28 protein-coding genes and 1 tRNA gene are annotated in these 24524 nt (G+C 64.6%); 10 read left to right on the forward strand and 19 right to left on the reverse strand.

The features are described from left to right. Positions 1-8: 8 nt before the first annotated feature. The 16 genes from IF803_RS06010 to IF803_RS06085 all read right to left on the reverse strand — a co-directional run bounded on the left by IF803_RS06010 (position 9) and on the right by IF803_RS06085 (position 14455). Positions 9-1523 (reverse strand): NADH-quinone oxidoreductase subunit M, encoded by a 1515-nt coding sequence (locus IF803_RS06010; RefSeq protein WP_016841819.1) that lies wholly within the window; start codon positions 1521-1523, stop codon positions 9-11. Then, entirely contained in the window at positions 1524-3596 is a 2073-nt protein-coding gene (nuoL, locus tag IF803_RS06015; protein ID WP_461191584.1) for an NADH-quinone oxidoreductase subunit L, read from the reverse strand. Between the two features lie 8 nt (positions 3597-3604). Next, entirely contained in the window at positions 3605-3913 is a 309-nt protein-coding gene (gene nuoK, locus IF803_RS06020) for an NADH-quinone oxidoreductase subunit NuoK (protein ID WP_016841823.1), read from the reverse strand. Continuing rightward, positions 3910-4548 carry an NADH-quinone oxidoreductase subunit J gene (locus tag IF803_RS06025; RefSeq protein WP_461191585.1) on the reverse strand — a complete coding sequence of 213 codons (639 nt, stop codon included), beginning with the start codon at positions 4546-4548 and terminating at the stop codon, positions 3910-3912. Before IF803_RS06025 ends, nuoK begins: the two co-directional genes overlap by 4 nt. A gap of 9 nt (positions 4549-4557) precedes the next feature. Beyond that, positions 4558-5052 (reverse strand): NADH-quinone oxidoreductase subunit NuoI, encoded by a 495-nt coding sequence (gene nuoI / locus IF803_RS06030; RefSeq protein WP_018271854.1) that lies wholly within the window; start codon positions 5050-5052, stop codon positions 4558-4560. A 7-nt stretch (positions 5053-5059) separates the two neighbouring features. Next, positions 5060-6130: an NADH-quinone oxidoreductase subunit NuoH gene (nuoH, locus tag IF803_RS06035; protein ID WP_028340126.1), complete on the reverse strand. Its 1071-nt coding sequence runs from the start codon at positions 6128-6130 to the stop codon at positions 5060-5062. A 10-nt stretch (positions 6131-6140) separates the two neighbouring features. Further along, positions 6141-8216 carry an NADH-quinone oxidoreductase subunit NuoG gene (nuoG, locus tag IF803_RS06040; RefSeq protein WP_461191586.1) on the reverse strand — a complete coding sequence of 692 codons (2076 nt, stop codon included), beginning with the start codon at positions 8214-8216 and terminating at the stop codon, positions 6141-6143. 7 nt (positions 8217-8223) lie between these two features. Next, on the reverse strand, positions 8224-8712 hold the full coding sequence (locus tag IF803_RS06045) for a hypothetical protein (RefSeq protein ID WP_461191587.1): 489 nt from the start codon (positions 8710-8712) through the stop codon (positions 8224-8226). Between the two features lie 8 nt (positions 8713-8720). Next, positions 8721-10046: an NADH-quinone oxidoreductase subunit NuoF gene (nuoF, locus tag IF803_RS06050; RefSeq protein WP_069276819.1), complete on the reverse strand. Its 1326-nt coding sequence runs from the start codon at positions 10044-10046 to the stop codon at positions 8721-8723. 19 nt (positions 10047-10065) lie between these two features. Further along, a complete protein-coding gene (locus IF803_RS06055) occupies positions 10066-10290 on the reverse strand; it encodes a hypothetical protein (RefSeq protein WP_461191588.1) in 225 nt (74 codons plus the stop codon). Next, positions 10290-10901, reverse strand: coding sequence for an NADH-quinone oxidoreductase subunit NuoE (gene nuoE / locus IF803_RS06060; protein WP_461191589.1), 612 nt, complete (start codon positions 10899-10901; stop codon positions 10290-10292). Before nuoE ends, IF803_RS06055 begins: the two co-directional genes overlap by 1 nt. A 41-nt stretch (positions 10902-10942) precedes the next feature. Then, the gene (locus tag IF803_RS06065; RefSeq protein ID WP_461191590.1) at positions 10943-12133 is read right to left on the reverse strand and encodes an NADH-quinone oxidoreductase subunit D; all 1191 of its coding nucleotides are present in this window, start codon (positions 12131-12133) and stop codon (positions 10943-10945) included. A 2-nt stretch (positions 12134-12135) separates the two neighbouring features. After that, positions 12136-12753, reverse strand: a complete 618-nt coding sequence (locus IF803_RS06070; RefSeq protein WP_411781707.1) for an NADH-quinone oxidoreductase subunit C — start codon at positions 12751-12753, stop codon at positions 12136-12138. Between the two features lie 10 nt (positions 12754-12763). Beyond that, positions 12764-13309, reverse strand: coding sequence for a NuoB/complex I 20 kDa subunit family protein (locus tag IF803_RS06075; RefSeq protein ID WP_018271859.1), 546 nt, complete (start codon positions 13307-13309; stop codon positions 12764-12766). Positions 13310-13359: 50 nt separating this feature from the next. Next, positions 13360-13725: an NADH-quinone oxidoreductase subunit A gene (locus IF803_RS06080; RefSeq protein ID WP_018271860.1), complete on the reverse strand. Its 366-nt coding sequence runs from the start codon at positions 13723-13725 to the stop codon at positions 13360-13362. 214 nt (positions 13726-13939) lie between these two features. Beyond that, complete coding sequence (locus tag IF803_RS06085; RefSeq protein WP_050384956.1) at positions 13940-14455, reverse strand: MarR family winged helix-turn-helix transcriptional regulator; 516 nt, start codon at positions 14453-14455, stop codon at positions 13940-13942. A 130-nt stretch (positions 14456-14585) separates the two neighbouring features. Here IF803_RS06085 and IF803_RS06090 point away from each other — a divergent pair, with 130 nt between their 5' ends. Continuing rightward, positions 14586-15776: a Rieske 2Fe-2S domain-containing protein gene (locus IF803_RS06090; RefSeq protein ID WP_461191591.1), complete on the forward strand. Its 1191-nt coding sequence runs from the start codon at positions 14586-14588 to the stop codon at positions 15774-15776. Positions 15777-15824: 48 nt separating this feature from the next. Continuing rightward, positions 15825-17117 (forward strand): spinster family MFS transporter, encoded by a 1293-nt coding sequence (locus IF803_RS06095; RefSeq protein WP_461191592.1) that lies wholly within the window; start codon positions 15825-15827, stop codon positions 17115-17117. 41 nt (positions 17118-17158) lie between these two features. Here IF803_RS06095 and IF803_RS06100 read toward each other — a convergent pair whose 3' ends face one another. Then, complete coding sequence (locus IF803_RS06100) at positions 17159-18172, reverse strand: TRAP transporter substrate-binding protein (RefSeq protein ID WP_461191593.1); 1014 nt, start codon at positions 18170-18172, stop codon at positions 17159-17161. A 200-nt stretch (positions 18173-18372) separates the two neighbouring features. Here IF803_RS06100 and IF803_RS06105 point away from each other — a divergent pair, with 200 nt between their 5' ends. The 6 genes from IF803_RS06105 (at position 18373) to IF803_RS06130 (ending at position 21381) form a co-directional block, all read left to right on the forward strand. Next, a complete protein-coding gene (locus IF803_RS06105) occupies positions 18373-18576 on the forward strand; it encodes a hypothetical protein (RefSeq protein WP_411781704.1) in 204 nt (67 codons plus the stop codon). 51 nt (positions 18577-18627) lie between these two features. Beyond that, a complete protein-coding gene (locus IF803_RS06110; protein WP_461191594.1) occupies positions 18628-18777 on the forward strand; it encodes a hypothetical protein in 150 nt (49 codons plus the stop codon). After that, the gene (locus IF803_RS06115; RefSeq protein WP_461191595.1) at positions 18770-19414 is read left to right on the forward strand and encodes a haloacid dehalogenase-like hydrolase; all 645 of its coding nucleotides are present in this window, start codon (positions 18770-18772) and stop codon (positions 19412-19414) included. The genes IF803_RS06110 and IF803_RS06115 overlap by 8 nt, the downstream gene beginning before the upstream one ends. A 98-nt stretch (positions 19415-19512) precedes the next feature. Then, the gene (locus IF803_RS06120; RefSeq protein WP_209945024.1) at positions 19513-19713 is read left to right on the forward strand and encodes a hypothetical protein; all 201 of its coding nucleotides are present in this window, start codon (positions 19513-19515) and stop codon (positions 19711-19713) included. Positions 19714-19727: 14 nt separating this feature from the next. Continuing rightward, the gene (locus IF803_RS06125; RefSeq protein WP_028340141.1) at positions 19728-19919 is read left to right on the forward strand and encodes a hypothetical protein; all 192 of its coding nucleotides are present in this window, start codon (positions 19728-19730) and stop codon (positions 19917-19919) included. A gap of 157 nt (positions 19920-20076) precedes the next feature. Beyond that, on the forward strand, positions 20077-21381 hold the full coding sequence (locus IF803_RS06130) for a hypothetical protein (protein ID WP_461191596.1): 1305 nt from the start codon (positions 20077-20079) through the stop codon (positions 21379-21381). Positions 21382-21495: 114 nt separating this feature from the next. Here the strand turns inward: IF803_RS06130 and IF803_RS06135 are convergent. Next, positions 21496-21572, reverse strand: a tRNA-Asp gene (locus IF803_RS06135). Positions 21573-21879: 307 nt separating this feature from the next. On the opposite strand from IF803_RS06135, the gene IF803_RS06140 reads away from it, so the two are divergent. Further along, on the forward strand, positions 21880-22203 hold the full coding sequence (locus tag IF803_RS06140) for an HU family DNA-binding protein (RefSeq protein WP_259171327.1): 324 nt from the start codon (positions 21880-21882) through the stop codon (positions 22201-22203). Between the two features lie 166 nt (positions 22204-22369). Further along, positions 22370-23626, forward strand: coding sequence for a peptidase T (gene pepT, locus IF803_RS06145; protein ID WP_461191597.1), 1257 nt, complete (start codon positions 22370-22372; stop codon positions 23624-23626). Here pepT and IF803_RS06150 read toward each other — a convergent pair whose 3' ends face one another. Further along, positions 23627-24478: a class I SAM-dependent methyltransferase gene (locus tag IF803_RS06150; protein ID WP_461191598.1), complete on the reverse strand. Its 852-nt coding sequence runs from the start codon at positions 24476-24478 to the stop codon at positions 23627-23629. Positions 24479-24524: the final 46 nt, after the last annotated feature.

Genomic DNA, 24524 nt, shown 5'->3' on the forward strand with positions numbered 1-24524 from the left:
CGAGGGCCTTACTGGACGGTCAGCGCGGCTGCCTTCACGGCAGTCACGGCGGTTTGGTAATTGTTGACGAGCTGCTGCACTGAGGCGGCCGACATGTCGAGCACCGGCTTCGGGTAGACGCCGAACAGGATGGTCAGCGCGATCAGCGGGAACAGCGTCACGCATTCGCGGAAGGTGAGATCCTTGATCGACATCAGCGACGGCTTGACCAGCGCGCCGAACACCACCTTGCGGTAGAGCCAGAGCGCGTAGCAGGCCGACAGGATCACGCCGGTGGTGGCGAAGAACGCGGTCGGCAGCGAGATCTTGAAGGTTCCGAGCAGCGTCATGAACTCGCCGACGAATCCGCTCGTGCCCGGCAGACCGACATTGGCCATGGTGAAGACCATGAAGGTCAGCGCGTAGAGCGGCATCCGGTTGACGAGGCCGCCATAGGCCGCGATCTCGCGGGTGTGCATGCGGTCGTAGACCACGCCGACGCAGAGGAACAGCGCGCCGGAGACGATGCCGTGCGAGACCATCTGGAACATGCCGCCGGCGACGCCCTGCGTCGTCACCGCGAAGATGCCCATGGTGACGAAGCCCATATGCGCGACGGACGAATATGCGATCAGCTTCTTCATGTCCTCCTGCATCATCGCCACCAGCGAGGTGTAGATGATGGCGATGACGGACAGCACGAACACGAACGGCGCGAAGTCGTGCGAGGCCAGCGGGAACATCGGCAGCGAGAAGCGCAAGAAGCCGTAGCCGCCCATCTTCAGCAGGATCGCGGCCAGGATCACCGAGCCCGCCGTCGGCGCCTCGACGTGCGCATCGGGCAGCCAGGTGTGCACCGGCCACATCGGCATCTTCACCGCGAACGAGGCGAAGAAGGCCAGCCACGCCCAGGTCTGCATCGACCGCGGCACCGCGGTGTGCATCAGGGTCGGGATGTCGGTGGTGCCGGCGTTCCAGTACAGCGCCATGATGGCGAGCAGCATCAGGACCGAGCCGAGGAAGGTGTAGAGGAAGAACTTGAACGACGCGTAGACCCGGCGCGGGCCGCCCCAGACGCCGATGATCAGGAACATCGGGATCAGGCCGCCCTCGAAGAACAGGTAGAACAGCACGAGGTCGAGCGCCGAGAAGGTGCCGACCATCAGCGTTTCCAGGATCAGGAACGCCATCATGTATTCGCCGACGCGCTGCGTCACCGACTTCCAGCTCGCGATGATGCAGAGCGGCATGATCGCGGTGGTCAGGATGATCAGCGGCAGCGAGATGCCGTCGACGCCCATGTGATAGGTGATGCCGGTGGCGAGCCAGGATGCCTTCTCGACGAACTGGAAGTCGGTCGAGGCCGGATCGAAGCGCGCCACGAGGATCAGCGAAATCGCGAAGGTGATCAGCGTGGTCCACAGCGCGATCCAGCGCGCCGTGCGGCTCGCGGTCTCGTCACCGCCCCGCGCCAGCAGATAGACCAGAATCGCACCGACCGCCGGCAGGAAGGTCGTGACCGAAAGAATGGGCCAGGTTGTCATTTACTGGCCTCCCAAGCCGAACATGAACCAGGTGATCAATCCGGCGGCCCCGATCAGCATCGCGAATGCGTAGTGATAGAGGTAGCCGGTCTGCAATTTCACGACGTTGCGGGTGACGTCGAGCACGCGGGCCGAGACGCCGTCGGGACCTAAGCCGTCGATGATGAAGCCGTCGCCCTTCTTCCACAGAGTGTAGCCGAGCCACTTCGCCGGCCGCACGAAGATCCAGTCGTACAGCTCGTCGAAGTACCATTTGTTGAGCAGGAACTGGTACAGCATCGGCTGCTGCTGCGCGAGCTCGACAGGCAGGTACGGCCTGCGGATGTAGAACAGATACGAGATGAACAGGCCGAGCGCCATCATCACGGTGGGCAGCGGCGCAAGCCAGCCCGGCATATGCTCCATGTCCTCGAGGATGTGCGGGTTCATCTTCACGGACTCGCGGAAGAACTCTTCCACGCCGTGATGGCCGACGAACAGCTCCTTGAACGGCAGGCCGGCCAGGATCGAGCCGGCGGCGAGCACGCCGATCGGCACCAGCATCCACACCGGGCTCTCATGCGCCGCCTCGTAGTGCTTCTGGTCGTGCGGCTCGCCGAAGAACGTCTTGAAGATCAGACGCCAGGAGTAGAACGAGGTCAGGCCGGCGGCCACGATGGTCAAGAGATAGGCGTAGGTCGCGAACGGATTATGCGCCGCATAGGCCGCCTCGATGATCGCGTCCTTGGAGAAGTAGCCGGCGAACAGCGGGAAGCCAGTCAGCGCCAGGGTGCCGATGCACATCACCGCGAAAGTGTACGGAATCTTGCGCCACAGCCCGCCCATGTTGCGGATGTCCTGCTCGTGGTGCATCGCGTAGATCACCGAGCCGGAGCCTAAGAACAGCAGCGCCTTGAAGAAGGCGTGCGTGAACAGGTGGAACATGCCGACCGAATAGGCCCCCGCTCCCATCGCCACGAACATGTAGCCGAGCTGCGAACAAGTCGAATACGCGACGATGCGCTTGATGTCGTTCTGCACGAGGCCGATCGTGGCAGCGAAGAACGCCGTGGTCGCGCCGAAGAACATCACCACCGCCTGCGCAGTCGGCGACAGCTCGAACAGCGGCGACAGCCGCGCCACCATGAACACCCCGGCGGTGACCATGGTCGCGGCGTGGATCAGCGCTGACACCGGGGTCGGACCTTCCATCGCGTCCGGCAACCAGGTGTGCAGCAGGAACTGGGCCGACTTGCCCATCGCGCCCATGAACAGCAACAGGCAGGTCAAGGTCAGCGCGTCGACCTGCCAGCCGAAGAAGTTGATGGTCTTGCCGGTCAGCCCGGGCGCGGCGTGAAAGATGGTCTCGAAATCGGTCGAGCCGACCAGCGCGAAGATCGCGAAGATGCCGAGCGCGAAACCGAAGTCGCCGACGCGGTTGACCACGAAGGCCTTGATCGCCGCGGCGTTGGCAGACGGTTTCTGGTACCAGAAGCCGATCAGGAGGTAGCTCGCGAGGCCGACGCCCTCCCAGCCGAAGAACAGCTGCACGAGGTTGTCTGACGTCACCAGCATCAGCATCGCGAAGGTGAACAAGCTGAGATAGCCGAAGAAGCGCGGCCGGTTCGGATCCTCGTCCATGTAGCCGATGGAGTAGAGGTGGACGAGCGCCGACACCGTGTTGACCACGACCAGCATCACGGCGGTCAGGGTGTCGACCCGCAGCGTCCAGGCCACCTGCAGGTCGCCCGAGGTGATCCAGGGCAGCAGCACGACGCGCGCGTCATGGTGCATAAAACCGACATCGACCAACGCGAACCAGGACAGCGCCGCCGACACGAACAAGAGACCCGTGGTGATCAGCTCGGCGAGGCGCGAGCCGGCGGCCGCCGGCTCGGAGACATGGTGATCGTCATGGCCATGGTCGTCATGACCGTGATCGTCATGGGCGGCGGAGGCATGGGCGTCGCCATGCGCATCGTCGTGATGGTCGACGGTATCGCCGCCGGGGCAGCGCGCGTGGGCACCGACCAGCGAGATAATGCCTGCGAGGATGGCGCCCAGCAGAGGCAGGAATACGATTGCCTGAACCATAACTGCGCCTAGCCCTTCATCAGATTGACGTCTTCAACCGCGATCGAACCGCGGTTGCGGAAATACACCACCAGCACGGCGAGCCCGATCGCAGCCTCGGCTGCGGCCACTGTCAGCACCAAGAGCGCGAACACCTGGCCGACGATGTCGCCGAGGAAGGTCGAGAACGCCACCAGGTTGATGTTGACCGACAGCAGGATCAGCTCGATCGACATCAGGATGACGATGATGTTCTTGCGGTTGAGGAAGATGCCGAGGATCCCGAGCGTGAACAGGATCGCGGCGACCGCGAGATAGTGTCCGAGCCCGATCGTCATTTCACCCACTCCGCCGCGTCGGCATCTTGCAGGCCCTGCCCCGACGCCACCTTGCGCATCGCCATCGCCATCTCGGGCGTGCGCGCGTTCTGCACGTTGATGTTCTGCCGCTTGACCTTGGCCTTGTGACGCAGCGTCAGCACGATGGCGCCGATCATCGCGACCAGCAGCACCATGCCGGCGAGCTGGAAGTAATGGATGTACTTCGTATAGAGCACGAGGCCGAGCGCCTCGGTGTTGCTGACATTGGTCGGGATCGCCGCGGTGATCGTCTTGGTCACGGCCGGGTTGATCACCCAGGCGCCGACCACGAGCAGCAGCTCGAACATGAAGATGCCGCCGATCACGATGCCGATCGGCAGATACTGGATGAAGCCCTCGCGCAGCTCGACGAAGTCGACGTCGAGCATCATGATCACGAACAGGAACAGCACCGCGACGGCGCCGACATAGACCACGATCAGCATCATACCGAGGAACTCGGCGCCCATCAGGACGAACAGCCCGGCCGCGTTGACGAAGGCCAGGATCAGGAACAGCACGGAGTGCACGGGATTGCGCGAGACAATCACCATGACCGCCGAGGCCACGCAAGCCGCGGCAAACAGATAGAAGAACAGCGCCGGAAGGATCATGCCCTCACCTCACCGGTACGGCGCGTCGAGCGCGATCGACTTCGCGATCTCGCGCTCCCAGCGGTCGCCATTGGCGAGTAGCTTGGCCTTGTCATAGTACAGTTCCTCGCGGGTCTCGGTCGCGAATTCGAAATTCGGTCCCTCGACGATGGCGTCCACCGGGCATGCCTCCTGGCACAGGCCGCAATAGATGCACTTCACCATGTCGATGTCGTAACGCACCGTGCGGCGGGTGCCGTCGTTGCGGCGCGGGCCGGCCTCGATCGTGATCGCCTGCGCCGGGCAGATCGCCTCGCACAGCTTGCAGGCGATGCAGCGCTCCTCGCCGTTCGGATAGCGGCGCAGCGCGTGCTCGCCGCGGAAGCGCGGCGAGATCGGGCCCTTCTCGAAGGGATAGTTCAGCGTCGGCTTCGGCTGGAAGAAATAACGCATCGCGAGGAAGAACGCCGAGACGAATTCCGACAGCAGAAGGGAGCGGGCTGTTGCGTTGACATTGACACTCATGACGGCCTCACTTCGGCGCGATGCCGGCGAACTGCAGCACGCCGGCCACGATCACCACCATCGCCAGCGACAGCGGCAGGAACACCTTCCAGCCGAGCCGCATCAGTTGATCGTAGCGGTAGCGCGGCACGATCGCCTTCGCCATCGCGAACATGAAGAACATGAAGAACACCTTCAGGGCGAACCAGACGATGCCCGGAATCCAGGTGAACGGCGGCAGGTTGACCGGCGGCAGCCAGCCGCCCAGGAACAGGATCGACGCCAGCGCGCACATCGTGGTGATCGCGACATACTCGCCGAGCATGAACAAAAGATACGGCGTCGAGCCGTATTCGGTCATGAAGCCGGCGACCAGTTCGGATTCGGCTTCGACCAGGTCGAACGGCGGACGGTTGGTTTCCGCCAGCGCCGAGACGTAGAACACCACGAACATCGGGAACAGCGGCCACACGTACCAGTTCAGGATGGTGAGCTGCGGCAGGCCGATCAGGTGCGCAAGCCCGCGGGTATTCTGCGCCTCGACCACCGCCGACAGGTTCAGCGAGCCGACGCAGAGCAGCACGGTGATGATGACGAAGCCGATCGAGACCTCGTAGGACACCATCTGCGCCGCCGAGCGCAGCGCGGCCAGGAACGGGTATTTCGAGTTCGACGACCAGCCGGCCATAATGATGCCGTAGATCGACAGCGACGAGATCGCGAAGATGTAGAGAACGCCGACATTGATGTCGGAGATCACCCAGCCGAGATCGAACGGGATCACGGCCCAGGCGGCCAGCGCCAGCACGCACGAGACCAGCGGCGCCAGCAGGAACACGCCCTTGTTGGAGCCGGACGGAATCACCGGCTCCTTCAGCACGAATTTCAGGAGGTCGGCGAAGGATTGCAGCAATCCGAACGGGCCGACCACGTTGGGGCCGCGGCGGATCTGCACCGCCGCCCAGATCTTGCGGTCGGCGAGCAGGATGTAGGCGATCGCGATCAGGAGCACGACAAGCAGCAACAGGCTCTCCGCGACCATGATGATCAGCGGCCAGAGGAAGCCGGTCCAGAACGAGCTTGCGAAGAATTCAGCCATCAGGTCACGCTCACTCCGCTGCCGTCAGCATTCGGCCCGACGCCAGCCGCGAACATTCCGCCATCACGGCAGAGGCCCGCGCGATCGGGTTGGTCAGATAAAAATCCTCGACGGTCGGCTTGAATGCCGCCTTGTCGGCGCTGCCGCCCTTGCCGGCCAGCGCCTTGACGTCGTCGGCCCTGCCGGCCTCGATCTGGTCGAGCCGCATCAGATGCGGATAGGCCTTGAACATCGCCTGCCGCAGCGCCTGCAGCGAGTCGAACGGCAGCTTCTTGCCGAGCACGTCGGACAGCGCGCGGATGATCGCCCAGTCCTCGCGGGCCTCGCCCGGCGGGAACGCGGCCCGGTTGGCGATCTGCGCCCGGCCCTCGGTGTTGACGTAGATGCCGGACTTCTCGGTATAGGCCGCGCCCGGCAGGATGACGTCGGCGCGATGCGCGCCCTGGTCGCCATGGGTGCCGATATAGACGACGAAGGTGCCGTCCGGCACCTTGATCTCGTCGGCGCCGAGCAGGAACAGCACGTCGAGCGTGCCGAAGGTCGTCATCTGCGCCGAGGTCAGCCCGCCCGCCGCCGGCGAGAAGCCGATATCGAGCGCGCCGGCGCGGGAGGCGGTATCCTGCAGCACGGCAAAGCCGTTCCAGCCGTCCTTCAGCGCGCCGACGTCGACCGCGAGCTTGGCGGCCTGCGCCAGCACGGCCGCGCCGTCATGCCTGGTATAGGCGCCGGCGCCGACCAGGATGATCGGGTGCTGGGCCTTCTTCAAGACGTCGGCAAAGGAGTGCTTGCCCGCCACGAGATCGGCCAGCGTATCGGTGCCAGCGCCGAGATAGTCGTGGTCATAGGTGAAATCGGCCTTGGCGCCGATCATGCCGACCTTGAGCCCGCCGGTGCGCCAGCGCTTGCGGATCCGCGCGTTCAGCACCGCGGCTTCCTTGCGCGGATGCGAGCCGACGATCAGGATCGCGTCGGCCTGGTCGATCCCGGCGATGGTCGGATTGAAGATGTACGAGCCGCGGCCGGCCTTGGCGTCGAACGCATCGCCGCCCTGCACGGCGAGATTGACCGAGCCGAACTTCGCGAGCAGTTCCTTCAGCGCATACATTTCGTCGACCGCGGCGAGATCGCCGGCGATCGCGCCGATCCGCTTGCCGTCGCTGCGGCCGGCCCTGGCGGCGATCGCGGCGAAGGCTTCCTGCCAGGTCGCCGGCCGGAGCTGGCCGTTCTCGCGCACATAGGGCCGGTCGAGCCGCTGGGTGCGCAGGCCGTCGACGACGTGGCGGGTCTTGTCGGAGATCCACTCCTCGTTCACCGCCTCATTGATGCGCGGCAGGATGCGCATCACCTCGCGGCCGCGGGTGTCGACGCGGATCGCAGATCCCACGCCGTCCATGACGTCGACCGACTGGGTCTTGCCGAGCTCCCAGGGCCGCGCCGCGAAGGCGTAGGGCTTCGAGGTCAGAGCGCCGACCGGGCAGATGTCGACGAGGTTGCCCTGCAGCTCCGAGCTCAGCGCCTGCTCCAGATAGGTGGTGATCTCCATGTCCTCGCCGCGGCCGGTCGCGCCCATTTCCGGCGCGCCGCAGACTTCGGCCGAGAAGCGGACGCAGCGCGTGCACTGGATGCAGCGGTTCATCGAAGTCTTGACCAGCGCGCCGAGATACTTGTCCTCGACCGCGCGCTTGTTCTCGGCGAAACGGCTGGTGTCGACGCCGTAGCCCATCGCCTGGTCCTGCAGATCGCACTCGCCGCCCTGGTCGCAGATCGGGCAGTCCAGCGGATGGTTGATCAGCAGGAACTCCATCACGCCTTCGCGTGCCTTCTTCACCATCGGCGAACGGGTCGAAATCTCCGGCGGCTCGCCCTTCGGGCCCGGACGGCAGTCGCGCACGGCCCAGGCGCAGCTCGCCACCGGCTTCGGGCCGCCCTTCACCTCGACCAGGCACATCCGGCAATTGCCGGCGATCGACAGCCGCTCGTGATAGCAGAAGCGCGGAATCTCTGCGCCGGCCGCCTCGCATGCCTGCAGCAGCGTGTACTCCGGCGGCACATCGATCTCTTTGCCATCGACGATGATCTTGCTCATGTCTGTCTCAAGTCTTTCCGAGCTTGCAGTCGGGCGGTGCGACGCTCGCGGTTTTCAATGAGGTCTTCACCCATTGCTGGGTGTCGGCGCCGTAGGTCGCGAGATAGGCAGGCTGCGCCTGGTTCTTCTCGCAGAGGAACGGCAGATGCGGCTTCAGGTCGTAGTCACACGATGCCTGCCATTCGCGCTTGTCCGCGAATGCGGCAAAAGTCTCCTCGCAGGCATAGAGGAAGTACGAGACAAAACTCTCATACTGCGATCGCTCTTCGCGGCCGCCGGCCTTGATGGCGTCGTAATCGGGCTGAGCGAATTTCGGATTCTGGAATGCGAGATCGGTGTAGCCGAGAAACGCCGAACGCGCGCTGGAGGCGCGGTTCGAGGTGCGGATTTCGTTGATCTGCAGCAGGATTGCAACAAAGCCGAGCAGCGCCACGGTCGCCTGCGCCATCTGCGCAAGCGTCCCGTATTTCTGCCACCATACGGCCTGTTGCGTCATCGCCAGCATTACTCCGCAGCAACCATGTGCATGGGATCGCGCACGCCCTGATCGTCGAGATCGGCCTTGTGCGAATACTGGTCGATGCGCTCTTCGATCTCGTGACGGAAATGCGCGATCAGGCCCTGGATCGGCCAGGCAGCGGCGTCGCCGAGCGCGCAGATGGTGTGGCCCTCGACCTGCTTGGTGACCTCGAGCAGCATGTCGATCTCGCGCTTGTGGGCGCGGCCCTCGGCCATCCGGGTCAGGACGCGCCACATCCAGCCGGTGCCCTCGCGGCACGGCGTGCACTGGCCGCAGCTCTCATGCTTGTAGAAATAGGAGATGCGCGCGATCGCCCGGATCAGGTCGGTCGACTTGTCCATCACGATCACCGCCGCGGTGCCGAGGCCCGAGCGCAGCTTGCTCAAAGAGTCGAAATCCATCGGCGTGTCGATGATCTGCTCGGCCGGCACCATGCGCACCGACGAGCCGCCGGGGATCACGGCCTTCAGATTGCCCCAGCCGCCGCGGATGCCGCCGCAATGTTTCTCGATCAGCTCGCGGAACGGAATCCCCATCGCCTCTTCGACGTTGCAGGGGCGCTCGACATGGCCGGAGATGCAGAACAGCTTGGTGCCGACATTGTTCGGCCGGCCGATGCCGGCGAACCAGGCGGCGCCGCGGCGCAGGATGTCGGGCGCGACCGCAATCGACTCGACGTTGTTGACGGTGGTCGGGCAGCCATAGAGGCCGACATTGGCCGGGAACGGCGGCTTCAGCCGCGGCTGGCCCTTCTTGCCCTCGAGGCTTTCGAGCAGCGCGGTCTCCTCGCCGCAGATATAGGCGCCGGCGCCGTGCGCGACATAGATGTCGAACGGCCAGCCGTTGATGTTGTCCTTGCCGACCAGCTTGGCCTCATAGGCCTGGTCGATCGCCGCCTGCAGCCGCTCGCGCTCGCGGATGAACTCGCCGCGGATATAGACGTAGCAGGCATGTGCGCCCATCGCGAAGCTCGCGAGCAGGCAGCCCTCGACCAAAAGGTGCGGGTCATGCCGCATGATCTCGCGGTCCTTGCAGGTGCCGGGCTCCGACTCGTCGGCGTTGACGACGAGGTAGCTCGGACGGCCGTCCTTGGATTCCTTCGGCATGAAGGACCACTTCATGCCGGTCGGGAAGCCGGCGCCGCCGCGGCCGCGCAGGCCCGACGCCTTCATCTCGTTGATGATCCAGTCGCGACCCTTGTCGATGATCCCTTTGGTGCCATCCCAGGCGCCTCTGCGGCGCGCGCCCTCGAGGCCCCAATCATGCAGGCCGTAGAGGTTCTTGAAGATGCGGTCCTTGTCGTCGAGCATGCTCAAAACTTTCCGAACATCACCGATTGGCTTGCGAATAAGCGAGCCCGGCGGCGCAGCCGCCGAACACGATGGCCCACAACAGGCTGGATTCCAGCGTGGCGCTCAGGCCGTAGCGTTGCAGCAGGAACATGAAGCCCGCCGCGACGACGGTATGCAGGGCGATCGTGCGCCAGGCCTTCATCGCAGCGCCCCTTCCTGCCTTGTTTCCCTGCCCGTTTGCCAGCACCTGAAAGCTCCGCATCAGGTGGTTTCCTTCAGCGTCGTCGGCCCGCCCGCGGGCGCCGAGAACTGACGGTCGACCTGCGGGCCCGGCTTCGGCGGATTGCCGGCGGCAAAGCCGTCGAGCACCTTGCCGAAGCTTTCCTTGGTCAGGTCCTCATAGGTGTCCTTCCAGATCAGCACCATCGGCGCGTTCACGCAGGCCCCTAAGCACTCGACCTCTTCCCAGGAGAAGTTGCCGTCCTTCGACAGCTGGAAGGGATCGTGATGGATGCGATGTTGGCAGACCTCGATCAGGTCGGCGGCGCCGCGCAGCCGGCACGGCGTGGTGCCGCACACCTGCACATGGGCCTTCTTGCCGACCGGCGAGAGCTGGAACATGGTGTAGAAGGTCGCGATCTCCAGCATGCGGATATGCGGCATCTCGAGCAGGTCGGCGACGGCGCGGATCGCCGCTTCCGAGACCCAGCCTTCATGCTGCTCCTGCACGCGCCACAGGATCGCGATCGCGGCCGAAGCCTGCCGTCCGGGCGGATATTTCTCGATCTGCTTCTTGGCCCAGGCGAGATTCTCGTCCGTGAACGTGAAGCTCGCGGGCTGCAATTCCTTCGGGGCAAGGCGGCGGACGGACATCGATCAAACTCTCATTGCGCGCGGTGCGGATGCGAACATCGTCACCGGTCGACCTCGCCGAACACGATGTCCAGCGAGCCCAGGATGGCGGAAACGTCGGCCAGCAGATGGCCCCTGCAGATGTGATCCATCGCCTGCAGATGGGCGAAGCCCGGCGCGCGGATCTTGCACTTGTAGGGCTTGTTGGTGCCGTCGGCGACGAGGTAGACGCCGAACTCGCCCTTCGGCGCCTCGACGGCGGCATAGACTTCGCCGGCCGGCACGTGCACGCCTTCGGTGTAGAGCTTGAAGTGATGGATCAGCGCTTCCATCGAGCGCTTCATCTCACCACGGCGCGGCGGCGCGATCTTGTTGTCCTCGACCACCACCGGGCCCTGCCCGTCGGGTGCTTTGAGCTTCAGGATGCACTGCTTCATGATGCGCACCGACTGGCGCATCTCTTCCATGCGGATCAGATAGCGGTCGTAGCAGTCGCCGTTCTTGCCGATCGGAATGTCGAAATCCATCTCGGCGTAGCACTCGTAGGGCTGCGACTTGCGCAGGTCCCAGGCCGCGCCCGAGCCGCGCACCATCACGCCGGAGAAGCCCCACTCCCAGGCTTCCTTCAGCGGCACCACGCCGATATCGACGTTGCGCTGCTTGAAGATGCGGTTGCCGGTGAGCAGCCGATCGAGGTCGTCGACCACCTTGAGGAACGGATCGCACCACGTCTCGATGTCGTCGATCAGCTTCGGCGGCAGGTCCTGATGCACGCCGCCGACGCGGAAGAACGCCGCGTGCATGCGCGAGCCCGAGGCGCGCTCGTAGAACACCATCAGTTTCTCGCGCTCTTCGAAGCCCCACAGCGGCGGGGTCAGCGCGCCGACGTCCATCGCCTGCGTGGTGACGTTGAGCAGGTGCGAGAGAATGCGGCCGATCTCGCAATAGAGCACGCGGATCAGCTGGCCGCGGCGCGGCACCGTGATGCCGAGCAGCTTTTCGGCCGCGAGGCAGAACGCATGCTCCTGGTTCATCGGCGCGACGTAGTCGAGCCGGTCGAAATACGGAATCGCCTGCAGATAGGTCTTGTGTTCGATCAGCTTCTCGGTGCCGCGGTGAAGCAGGCCGATATGCGGATCGACGCGTTCGACGACTTCGCCATCGAGCTCCAGCACGAGGCGCAGCACGCCGTGCGCCGCCGGATGCTGCGGTCCAAAGTTGATGGTGAAATTGCGAAGATTCTGTTCGTTCATGATCAGGCCTTCGGTTCCGCCTTCGCCTTTTCGTCACCCGGCAAGGGGTAGTCAGCCCCCTCCCACGGAGACAGGAAATCGAACTTGCGGAATTCCTGGTTGAGCCGGACCGGCTCATACAGCACCCGCTTCTCCTGGTCGTCGTAGCGGACCTCGACGAAGCCGGTGAGCGGGAAATCCTTGCGCAGCGGATGGCCGTCGAAGCCGTAATCCGTCAGCAGGCGGCGCATGTCCGGATGACCGGTGAAGATCACGCCATAGAGGTCGTAGGTCTCGCGCTCGAACCAGTCGGCGCCGGGGAAGACGCCGATAATCGACGGCACCTGCGTGGTCTCGTCGGCCTGGCCGCGCAAACGGATGCGCGCGTTCAGCGTCGGCGACAGCAAATGGTAGACGACATCGAAACGCTTCTCGCGGCTCGGATAGTCGACTGCGGTCACGTCGGTGACGTTGACGAAGCGGCAGCCGGGATCGTCACGCAGAAAACGTGCGACCTCCACGATTCTGCCAATCTCGACGTCGATAGTGAGTTGATTGAACGCGACCGAGTGCGCCGTGGCCGCGCCCGGAAGCGCGCTCACGATCGTCTGCCCAAGGGCGTCGAGCTTGCCGTCGTCCATACCTGAAACCTTAGCGTTCAATGGTGCCGATACGGCGGATCTTCTTCTGCAGCAGCAGCACGCCGTAGAGCAACGCTTCCGCCGTGGGCGGACAGCCCGGCACGTAGATGTCGATCGGCACGATGCGATCGCAGCCACGCACCACCGAATAGGAGTAGTGATAGTAGCCGCCGCCATTGGCGCAGGAGCCCATCGAGATGACGTAGCGCGGCTCCGGCATCTGGTCGTAGACCTTGCGCAGCGCGGGCGCCATCTTGTTGGTCAGGGTGCCCGCAACGATCATCACATCGGACTGCCGCGGCGAGGCGCGCGGTGCGAAGCCGAAGCGTTCGACGTCATAGCGCGGCATCGAGACCTGCATCATCTCGACCGCACAGCAGGCGAGACCGAAGGTCATCCACATCAGGGAGCCGGTGCGCGCCCAAGTGATGAGGTCATCGGCCGCGGCGACGAAGAAGCCCTTGTCGGACAGCTCGTGATTGACCTCGAGGAAAAACGGATCATTGGCGCCGACCGGCTTGCCGGTCGACGGATCAAGAATCCCCTTCGGAGCCATGGCGATCTCAGATTTGGCAATCGCCGGCTGGGAGGTTGCGGCGGTGGGGCTCAATCCCATTCGAGCGCGCCTTTCTTCCATTCATACGCAAACCCGACCGTCAGCACGGCCAGGAACACCATCATCGACCAGAACCCGGTGGCGCCGAGCTTTCCGAACGCCACGGCCCAGGGGAACAGGAACGCCACTTCGAGGTCGAAGATGATGAAGAGGATCGCCACCAGATAGAAGCGGACGTCGAACTTCATGCGGGCGTCGTCAAAAGCGTTGAATCCGCATTCATAGGCGGACAGCTTTTCCGGGTCCGGCGATTGGAACGCGACCAGGAACGGTGCGATCAGGAGCGCCAGACCGATCAGGCTCGCAACTCCGATAAAGACCACAAGTGGGAGATAATTCTGCAGGATGCCGGTCATCGGCGAGGCCTTCTTGCTGCGGTTTCGGACGTGCCGCAGATTCGTTGATTGGAATTGTTCTTGAGGCTTTAGCGCAGCGCAACAGGGGGCGCAAGACAAGCTATTTTGACGCTTTTACCGTCCTTCCCGCGGGCTCTTGGCCTCATCAGGCGGATGCGCTTGCCTCCATGGGCAACGCCGCGACGGCCATCCTGTGCCCTGCGCTCTCCCCATATCAGCCCAGCCCCCGTTCGGCAGCGAGCATCTCGGCGGCGGTCAGGGTGAGCCGATCGATGTGTCCGAGCAGCAGCTCGAGATCCCCCGGCGCAAGCTGTTCCAGCAGACGCCGGTTTCGCTCCTGCGCGCCGGCCACGATGGCATCATGGGCGGCCAGGCCGGCCTTGGTAAGAGAGACCAAAGTCTCCCGGTTGTCGCGCGGATTGGCCGCCTTCGCCACCAGCTTGCGCGCCACGAGCTCGGCGAGCGCCCGGCTGATCTGCCCCTTGTCCATGCCGACGGCCTCGGCGAGCCGCACCACACTCATCGGCGGCCGCCGGCCGAGCGAGGCGACCAGGCCGAACTCGACCGAGGATAGGCCGGTCAGGCGCTTGTAGCGCAGCATCGCGCCGCGCCTGAGCAGGTTCGCCAGCACCATCAGCCGCGACGACATCATCGCGGTGATCGGCGCCAGTTCGGAATCGACAACGGCCTCCGGCGGCAAGGCCCTCTCAGTCCTGAGCTTCTCGGTCATCACCAACCTCTGCCAACAAAGCCGCGCGCTGCCAAGCTCAACGAGATCGTTGACATTGTCATCGATCTATCGTTGACTTGGTCAACGATAGATCGGCCGCCGGCGCCAGACCAGCGGCGGGGAGGACAACATGACGATCACCCAGCGGGACCGCGATCTCGGCACGGCCTATGCGATGAAGCCGTCCAGCACCCGGACCGAGCTCACCTCGGTCGGCCGCGGCACGCCGATGGGCGAGCTGCTGCGCCGGTATTGGCACCCGGTCGGCCTCACCGGTGACGCCACCGATATCCCCAGAAAAGTCCGCGCGCTTGGCGAAGACCTGATCCTGTTCCGCGACCGGCATGGCCGGGTCGGCCTGCTGCATGCGCGCTGCTGCCACCGCGGCACCACACTCTATTACGGCAAGGTCGAGGAAGACGGCATCCGCTGCTGCTATCACGGCTGGAAGTTCGACACCGAGGGCCGCTGCCTCGAACAACCCTGCGAGCCCGAAGGCGGCCTGTTCAAGGACAAGGTGCGCCAGCCCTGGTATCCGGTGCAGGAACGCTACGGCCTGATCTTCGCCTATATGGGGCCGGCCGAGAAACGGCCGGTGCTGCCGCGCTACGAGTGCCTGGAGAACATGGACGACGGCGAGTTCGTCGAGGCCGACGATTCCTCGATCGGCGGCGGCGGCCCTGCCGTGATCCCCTGCAACTGGCTGCAGCATTTCGAGAACGTCGCCGACCCCTATCATGTGCCGGTGCTGCACGGCTCGTTCTCGGGGCCGCAGTTCACCAACATGATGGCCTCGATGCCCGAGGTGAAGTTCGAGATGTCGCCGCGCGGCGTTGCGGTGCGTTCGATCCGCAGGCAGAACGACGGCAAGGTGTTCTATCGCGTCACCGAGGCCGCCCTCCCCACGCTCCGCGTCGTGCCCAATCCGCGCGTCGCGCAGTTCGCGCGCGTCGAATCGATCGGCTGGACCTTGCCGATCGACGACACCTCGTTTCGCATCTACGTCGCCGGCCGGGTCAACAACGCGGGCGATATCGGGCGGATGCGCTCGAAGTTCAACGGCAAGTTCTGGTGGGACATGACCGAGGCCGAGCACCAGCAATTCCCCGGCGACTATGAGGCCCAGGTCGGCCAGGGAGCGGTGACGATCCATTCCGAAGAGCATTTTGGCCAGAGCGACCGCGGCGTCCTGATGATCCGCCGGATGCTCTCTGACCAGCTCGAGGCCATGGCCAGCGGCCGCGACCCGATCGGGGTGTCGTTCGACGCCGACACGAGGCCGGTCGAATTCGAGGCAGGGAATTACATCCGCGAGGCGTAAGGCCCGCGCGCAAGCAGCAACAATAAAGAAGATCCGGGGGAGGAAGTCATGGTCGATGTCGCACCGCAGGCGGCCGCGCCAACCCAAGCTGCGGCCGCGCCGTCGGCGCGCCGCTACTACGTCCTCGCCTTGCTCACGATCATCTACGCCCTCAACTTCCTCGACCGCACCATCTTCAACGTCCTGATCGAACCGATCAAGAAGGAGTTCACGCTCAGCGACACCACGATGGGACTGCTCGCCGGGTTCGGCTTCGTGCTGTTCTATTCGCTGCTCGGCATCCCGATCGCGCGGATGGCCGATCGCCTCAACCGCCGCAACATCGTCGCGGTCGCCTTCGCGTTCTGGAGCGCGATGACCTATCTCTGCGGCCTCGCCTCCAGCGTCACGACGCTGGCATTGGCCCGGGTCGGCGTCGGCATCGGGGAGTCAGCGGGAACGCCGGCCTCACAATCGATGATCGCCGATCTGTTCGACAAGAACGAACGACCGCGCGCGCTCGGCATCTACGCGATCGGCACCTATCTCGGCGTCTTCCTCGGCTATTTCATCGGCGGCTATGTCAACCAGCACTATGGCTGGCGGATGGCGTTCTTCACCGCGGGCCTGCCCGGCATCGCGCTTGCCGCCGTGCTGTGGCTGACGATCACCGAACCGAAGCGCGGCGCAATGGCCGAGACCTTCAAGGCCGAGCCGATCGGGCCGACATTGCGCTTCCTCGTATCGCAGCCGAGCTTCGTCATCGTGCTGATCGGCTTTTGTCTGACGACCTACACCAACTACGCCACCGCGGTGTGGATCCCGCCGTTTCTGGCACGCATCCATCACCTCACCAGCGCCGAGATCGGCACCTATGCCGGCACCTTCAAGGGTCTCGCCGGCATGGCGGGCACGCTGGTCGGCGGCCTCGTGGTGGCGCAGATCGGCCGTCGCGACGACCGCTGGAAGCTGTGGGCGCCCGCGATCATGTCCGGTCTCGCCGGCCCGGTGTTCGCGTTGTGCATGCTGACGCAGAGCTTCACGCTGATGGTCGCGACCCTGGCGCTGACCTCGTTCATGGTCGGCTTCCATCTCGGCCCGATCTTCGCGATCGCGCAGACGGTGGCAAAACCCAGCATGCGCGCGCTGGCCTCGGCGATCGTGCTGTTGACCGCCACCTGCTTCGGCCAGGGCGTCGGCCCCCTCGCCGTCGGCATGATCAACGACGCGCTGAAAGGCGCCTACGGCGTCGATGCGGTTCGCTACTCGCTGCTGTCGGCCGCGCTCACCACGACGCTCGGTGCCCTGCTGTTCGTCTGGGCAGCGCGCGCGATCCGCGCCGACATCGCGCGCGCGAGCTAGCGCCCGTCTCAGCCGAGCCTGCGCGTGGTGTCAGGCGGCGCTCACGTCAGCTTTCCCGTATACTTCTCCAGCGCCGCCCAGGCGTCCGCGCCGTAGGTCTTCTGCCACTGCGTGTAGAAGCCGGCCTTCACCAACGCGGCCCTGAACTGCACGGGATCAGGCTTGTTGAAGGTCATGCCCTTCTCGGTCAGCTCGGCCTGCAGCGAGCGGTCCATCTCGACCAGATCGGCGCGCTCCTTCACCGCCGCGGCGTCGAACGCGGCATTGATGAGCTCGAGCAGATCGGGCGGCAGGGCCGCCATCGCGCGGCGGTTCCAGAGGATCCAGTAGCCGCTCCAGCAATGGTTCGAGAGCGCGCAGAATTTCTGCACCTCGTAGAGCTTTCCAGTGGAGACCTGCGCCAGCGGATTCTCCTGCCCTTCGACGATGTGGGTCTGCAGCGCCGAATAGAGCTCGCTGTAGGAGATGCTCGACGGCAATGCGCCGAGCCCTGAGAACAGCGACGTCAGCAATGCCGTCACCGGCACGCGGATCTTGAAGCCCTTGAGATCGTCGACGCTGTTGAGCTGCCGGCTCGACGACGAGGTGATCTGGCGGAAGCCGTTGTCCCAGACCTTCTTCAGCGGCACGACGCCGGTCTTCGCGATCGCCTCGCGCACGAGGTCGCCGACGCCGCCGTCCATCGCCGCCCAGACCTGGTCGTAGGACTGGAAGGCGAAGCCGATGCTGGGCAGCCCCGACAGCGGCACCAGCGTCGACAGCGTCATGCTGGGCGCCGCCAACAGCTCGATCCCGCCGGCCCGGACCTGCGACAGCATCTCCGGATCGCCGCCGAGCTGGCTGTTGGCGAACACCGTGATGTTGACCCGGCCGGACGACTGCGCGCCGACCGCCTTGGCGGCCTCAGTCAGGCGCATTGTTAGCGGATGGGTTTCCGGAGTGTTGACGCCGAGCTTGAGATCGAACTCGGCGGCGGCAAGGGCCGGCTTACCAAACATCGTGGCGGCAACTGCAGCAGAACCGGTTCCCAGCACCCGGCGTCGGGTCATTCTCATTGTTATCATTATTGTTTTTCTCCCAAGCGCATGTCCACGCTCGCGGCCAGTTTTAGCCGGCCGCCAGTGTGACGCAAGGCACGGTGAAACCAATCCGCCCGTGGCACGAAACCATTTCCCGGAACTCACGAAACGATCCGGAAACAGATGGGGCTTACCAGTACCTGCCATAGACGGCGCACAGACGCCCGGAGGCGACCATGAACCACTCGATCCATTCAGCTGACCGCGCGACCCATCTCAAGATTGTGGTGGTTGCCCTTGTTGCGGCGATCGGGATTGCGGCGCTCGGCATCTCGGCCCGGAACAACGCGGATTTCACCCAGACCGCCCAGTCCACGCAGGTCGTCAAGGCCGGCAAACCGGTGGCGATCACCTCCTCGGGCACCTCGACGGTTCGCTAAAGATTTCTGCTGGCTTCCACAGGCAAGACGGCCGCCCTCGGGCGGCCTTTTTTGTTGGTCCTGATCGTCTCGAGCTCGGACCAGGAGTGTGTGGCCTTTGCGAGCAAGTTCGGCTACGGCGATTGCCGGACCACCGAGACCGGGGCGCGCGCGATCGACGTGTGCAAGGTCGCAACCCGGCTGAGCGCCGCGCATGACTGAGCCTCGCCTCGCCGGCGACAACATTGCGAAGCCGCCGGATGCTTCCCGCACCGACGGGGCGCCCCCGTTGCTCGGCCTCCCGGCATCGCTGCCGCTGGTGCTCGACCTCGACGGCACGCTGATCACGGGCGACCTGCTCTATCTGAGCTTCTTCTCGATCCTGCGCCGCAATCCGCTGATCGCCGTGTCTTGCGCCGTTTGGCTGACGCGCGGCCGCGCGGCGCTGAAGCGCCGGCTCGCACAGCGCCAGCACATCGACTGGAGCCGGATCGAACTGCACCAGGACGTCGTCGCATTGGCCGAGCGCGAGAACGCGGCCGGCCGCCGCATCGTGCTGGCAACCGCGGCCGACGCGCTGCTCGCACAGAAGCTGGCGTCGCGTCTGCCCTGGATCGAGCAGGTGCTCGCCTCCGACGGCGAACATAATCTCAAGGGCGCGAACAAGGCCGACCTGTTGCGGAAGACATTTCCCGGGGGCTTCATCTACGCCGGCGACAGCGCCTCCGACCTCGCGGTCTGGGCCCACGCTGCCGGCATCATCACCGTCAATGCCCGCGATGCCGTGCGCGCCGCCGCGGCCGGGCTCGGCAGGCCGACGCTGCATCTGCAGGGCCGCGCGGCCGCAGCGAAGTCTTAATCGCGTCCTAACGCGGTCGCTCGATTGCAATCCGCTCCGCGACCCCAGTCTTAAAAGTTGTTCGGTTAAGGTCGGCGTCAACAGAGGCGCAGGCCACAATGAATTTGCAGCAGCAAGTAATTTCAACCGGCTTCAAGATCATCTGCACGGATTGCGGCAGCCTGGCGATCAAGGTCGCCGATCCGGCGCACGCATCCGGCGACACCATCATCGAATGCCGCCGCTGCAACGCGGTGCGCGGCACGGTGGCGGACCTGCACAACCTGGCGCGGCACGGCCGCGACCTGTTCGAATTCTAACCGCGGCCCCGTCGATGCTGTCAGACCCGAAGGCAACCGTGCAGAGCGACGTTCCCTTGGACACGGTCTGGTCGATCCTCGAGGCCGCCAACGAATTGGGCGACACCCACACGGTTGACGCCTGCCGCCGCGTGATCGACGCCAATCTGCGCGGCGATGCGCCGGGACAATCCGACCTCAACGCGGTCGCCGCATTCTTTGCCTGATCAAGACAACGTGTTGCCGTTCTGTGAATTCAATAAGGCGTCGCGGTGACGAATCGCCAAGCAGAAACATAACAACACAGACCGAGATATTGCTTTACTTGCTTCGTCCAGGGCCGACCGGCTAGCTGCCCGGCAGCTTTCGGATTCGGACTGGCCGATGACATTGACGCGCGATGACTTGGCTGTCGGGGTCACGATCCCCGGGTTCTTCGTCCTCAGCGTCGTCTCGATGATCGCCTGCGGGCACGCGTTCCCGGCGATGCATGTCTGGCGATCCGACATCACCCCGCAGGCTGTCCTCGGCACCGCCATCATGGTCGCGTTCGTCCCGGCGTTCGTCGCGGCACGGTTCAGCTTCGGTTATCTGGTGGGCTTCTCGCTGCTGTCAGCCGTGTTCGGCTTCGTCTGGCTCAGCTTCTTCAGCGCATTCAATTATCCGCACGCCATCGCCCGCTGGGCTATGATCGCCGCGCTGGCCGCCGCGATGATCCCTCTGATGCTGCAGAATATCCCGGTTTGGCGGCCCGATTTGTCCGATGCGGCCGTCAAGCGCATCACGGTTCTGCTGGTGGCGTCGTGTTTCGCCGTGTTGGTCGGCGACATCTCCTACGGGGCCAATCTTGGCAATCCCTATGGCGCAACCCGCACCGCCGTCGTGCGGCCGGCGCTGCTGAACTATCTCACCGGGATCATGATCGGCGCGGTGCTGCCCTACCTGTTCGCGCATTTCGCATCGTGCAGGCGATGGATGCCGGCAGCCGGCGTGCTGCTGCTTGCGCTTTGCTTCTATCCCGTCGTCAACAACAAGACCGTGCTGCTGCTGCCGATCTGGCTGCCGTTTCTGTTCTGGCTGTATGGCCGGTTCGAGCCGCGGCTGGCCACGGTGCTCGCATTTCTGATCCCGATGATCATCGGCCTTTCGGCTTTCGTCATTCTCGTCGCCGACAAGAACTACATCGTGTTCAGCGCCATCAATCTGCGCTTCGTCGCGATCCCGTCGCTCGCGCTCGATCAATACGCCGACTTCTTCGCGCACCGCGAGCTCACCCGGTTCTGCCAGATCACCGTCGTGCGATACATGACCGCCTGCCCGTACGGCGAGCTCGGCCCGACGCTCGGAGCGATCTATCAGGATGGCAATTTCAATGCGTCGTTCCTCGCCACCGAAGGTATCGCGTCGGTCGGTCTTGCGCTCGCCCCTCTGTCGGCGCTTGTCTGCGGCCTGATCCTGTCGGTGGGATCGATGGTCTCAAAACACCTGTCGCCGCGCTTCATTGCGGTTTCGTCCGGCATCGCAGTTCAGGCGATCATGAACGTGCCGCTCACGACAGGCCTGCTGTCGAACGGCTTAGCGCTGCTGTTCCTGCTGTGGTGGCTGACGCCCGAACGGCGCACGGCATTATCCGTCAGGCCCGAGCAGGCCGCTCAACCGGTCAGCGCCGTCGGCCTCGCGGCGTCCTGAGCTGTCGCGACACTCGCCAGATGCAGTGAACAGGAGGGCAAGCAACTCGTTACGGCACCGGCCCAGAGGGTCCGATGGTTCCGGATCAACACGCTGCTAAGTCATTGAAATGAATGGCGCGAGAGACGGGACTCGAACCCGCGGCCTCCGCCGTGACAGGGCGGCGCTCTAACCAACTGAGCTACTCCCGCGGATGCCGATCATCGGATTGATCCGCGCAGGACCGAGGGCATAAAGGCCCGCATCCGGTTAGTCAAGGACGTTGCGGATCCCTGCACAGCGTCGGCATTTTCGCGGCGCCGGCGCGAGTTGTCGCCTGTTTTCAGGGGAAACGGCGTAGTCAGCGAAGCCCCGAATCAAATAAGGCCTGATACGTCTGGGTTTCCTGTGGCCGGCCCGGCGCTGCCCGTTCCCGGAACCGGCGGTTTTCAGGACTTGTCCGGACGCACTTTCCCGACGCGAACGGCGCGCCATTCGCGTGAAAGCAGCAATCCAGCCATTCAGCAACGAGGAGGGCCAGACATGGCGAAGAAAGCAGCGACACCGGCGACGATCACGCTGAAGCATTTGGCGGCGGCCATCGCCGAAGAGCAGGAGCTGTCCAAGAAGCAGGCCGAGGCGATCCTGACCGACATGGTCACAAGGATCACCAAGCACCTCAAGAAGGGCGAGCGCATCAGGATCGTCGGCCTCGGCATCCTGCAGGTCCGCAAGCGCGCCGCCCGCATGGGCCGCAACCCGGCGACCGGCGAACAGATCCACATCAAGGCAAGCAAGAAGGTCGCCTTCCGCGCCGCCAAGGAGCTGAAGGAAGCCGTCTAGCGCCTTCTCTCTCCGTTAAGGCAAAGCGCCATTCCGGCTCGTGACGCGGCCCCGGAGTGGCGCTTTTCTGTTATTGTCCTTCGAAATTCGCCTTGACGCGGTTTGCTCGCGCGAACCAACTTCGCTAAAGCGCATTGTTCCTTTTCCCTGTTTTTGCGCGGTTTTCATGCTGGTACCGGCTCTCGACTTCAAGCACACCGTCACCGAGCGCTTCCTGCGCTATGTCGTGATCGATACCCAGTCCGACCCGGATTCACCGACCTGCCCCTCCACCGAGAAGCAGAAGAATCTCGGGCGCCTGCTGGTCGCCGAGCTGCAGGCGATGGGAATATCCGACGCACATCTTGATCCGCACGGATACGTCTATGCGACGATCCCGGCCAACACCGACAAGACGGTGCCGGTGATCTGCTTCTGCTCGCACATGGACACCTCCCCCGACTGCACCGGCAAGAACGTCAGGCCGCAGGTCGTGAAGAACTACCGCGGCGGCGACATCGTGCTTCCCGCCGATGCCTCGCAGGTGATCCGCCCCGCCGAGCACGAAGCGCTGGCCGACCAGATCGGCAACGACATCATCACCACCGACGGCACTACCCTGCTCGGCGCCGACAACAAGGCGGGCCTCGCCGAGATCATGGATGCCGCGCATTTCCTGGTCACCAATCCGCAGATCAAGCACGGCACCATCAAGATCCTGTTCACGCCGGACGAGGAGATCGGCCGCGGCGTCGACAAGGTCGACATCAAGAAGCTGGGGGCCGATTTCGGCTACACCATGGACGGCGAGACCGCCGGCCATATCGAGGACGAGACTTTCTCGGCCGACGGCGCCAGCATCATCATCGAAGGTGTCGCGACCCATCCGGGCTTCGCCAAGGGCAAGATGGAGCACGCCATCAAGATCGCCGCCGCGATCGTCGATCGCTTGCCCAAAGACACCTGCTCGCCCGAGACCACCGAGGGCAAGGAAGGCTTCCTGCATCCGGTCGCGATCTCGGGCGCGCTGGAGAACGCGCGGATCGATTTCATCGTGCGCGATTTCACCGAGGCCGGCCTGAAGCAGAAGGAAGCGCTGCTGGAAGACATCGTGAACGATGTCATGAAGGGCTATCCGCGCTCGACCTACCGCATGGAGGTCAAGCAGCAGTACCGCAACATGAAGGATGTGATCGATCGCCACCCGCAGATCGTGGCCTATGCGATCGAGGCGATCGAGCGCGCCGGCCTCACGCCGGTGAAGACCTCGATCCGCGGCGGCACCGATGGCTCGCGGCTGTCCTTCATGGGACTGCCCTGCCCGAACATCTTCGCCGGCGAGCACGCGTTCCATTCGCGGCTCGAATGGGTCAGCCGGCAGGACATGGAGAAGGCCGTGCAGACCATCGTGCACCTGGCGATGATCTGGGAAGAGAAGGCCTGATCAGGCCCGCGCCGTCACGATCCAGATCGCGCCGGGCAGCAGCACCGCATCGCCCTTGACGAACGGCGCCAGCGCCTCGCGCATCGAGGCGATCGCCGCAGCGCGCACCTCATCGGGGTGCCCTTCCAGCGCGCGGCTGGCCGGCCCGATCTCGAGCGCGCCCTGGATCGCGGCATCGATGCCGCGCCCGGTCGCGACATCGAGCTCAACCCGGCACGGCTCCATGGCAATGCCGGAGAAGCCGGCTTCGCCCAGGATCCGCTTCACCCGCGCCTCGGAGGCGAACGCGAACGGGCCGGGATCCTCGGGCCCGAGCGGTGGCAGTTTCGGCACGTGCTTGTAGACGGCAGCAAGCGGCGTCATGAAGAACGGATTTTCGCGCGGCTCCTGCCAGCAGGCGAAGGCGAGACGGCCCGTCGGCTTCATCGCCTTGTGCAGATTGGCGAACGACACCACGGGATCGGCAAAGAACATCACGCCAAAGCGCGAGGCCAACAGATCAAAGCTCGCGCTGACAAACGGATAGACGGTCGCATCGGCCAGCGCGAACTCGACCGGCAAACCCTGCGGCGCGCTCTGCCGCGCCCGCGTCAGCATCGGCTCCGAGACATCGACGCCGAGCACGTGACCAGCGGGCGCGACCTTGGCCGCCAGCGCAAAGCTCGAGGCGCCGCTGCCACAGCCGACATCAACGACGCGTTCGCCGGCCTTCGGCGCGGCGCGATCGATCAGGAGGTCGAGCACCGGTTGCAGCACGATATCCTGCGCGGCCTGCCGTGTGGCCCAGCGCTGACCGCCCGGCCCGTTCCAGTATGCGATCTGATCGGCGTTTTGCGGGTGGCCTGCGTTCATGCGATCCAAACCTTCTCAGGAAGCTTCTGTCGTCTCATGTTTGGGG

Source organism: Bradyrhizobium sp. UFLA06-06 (assembly GCF_054820065.1).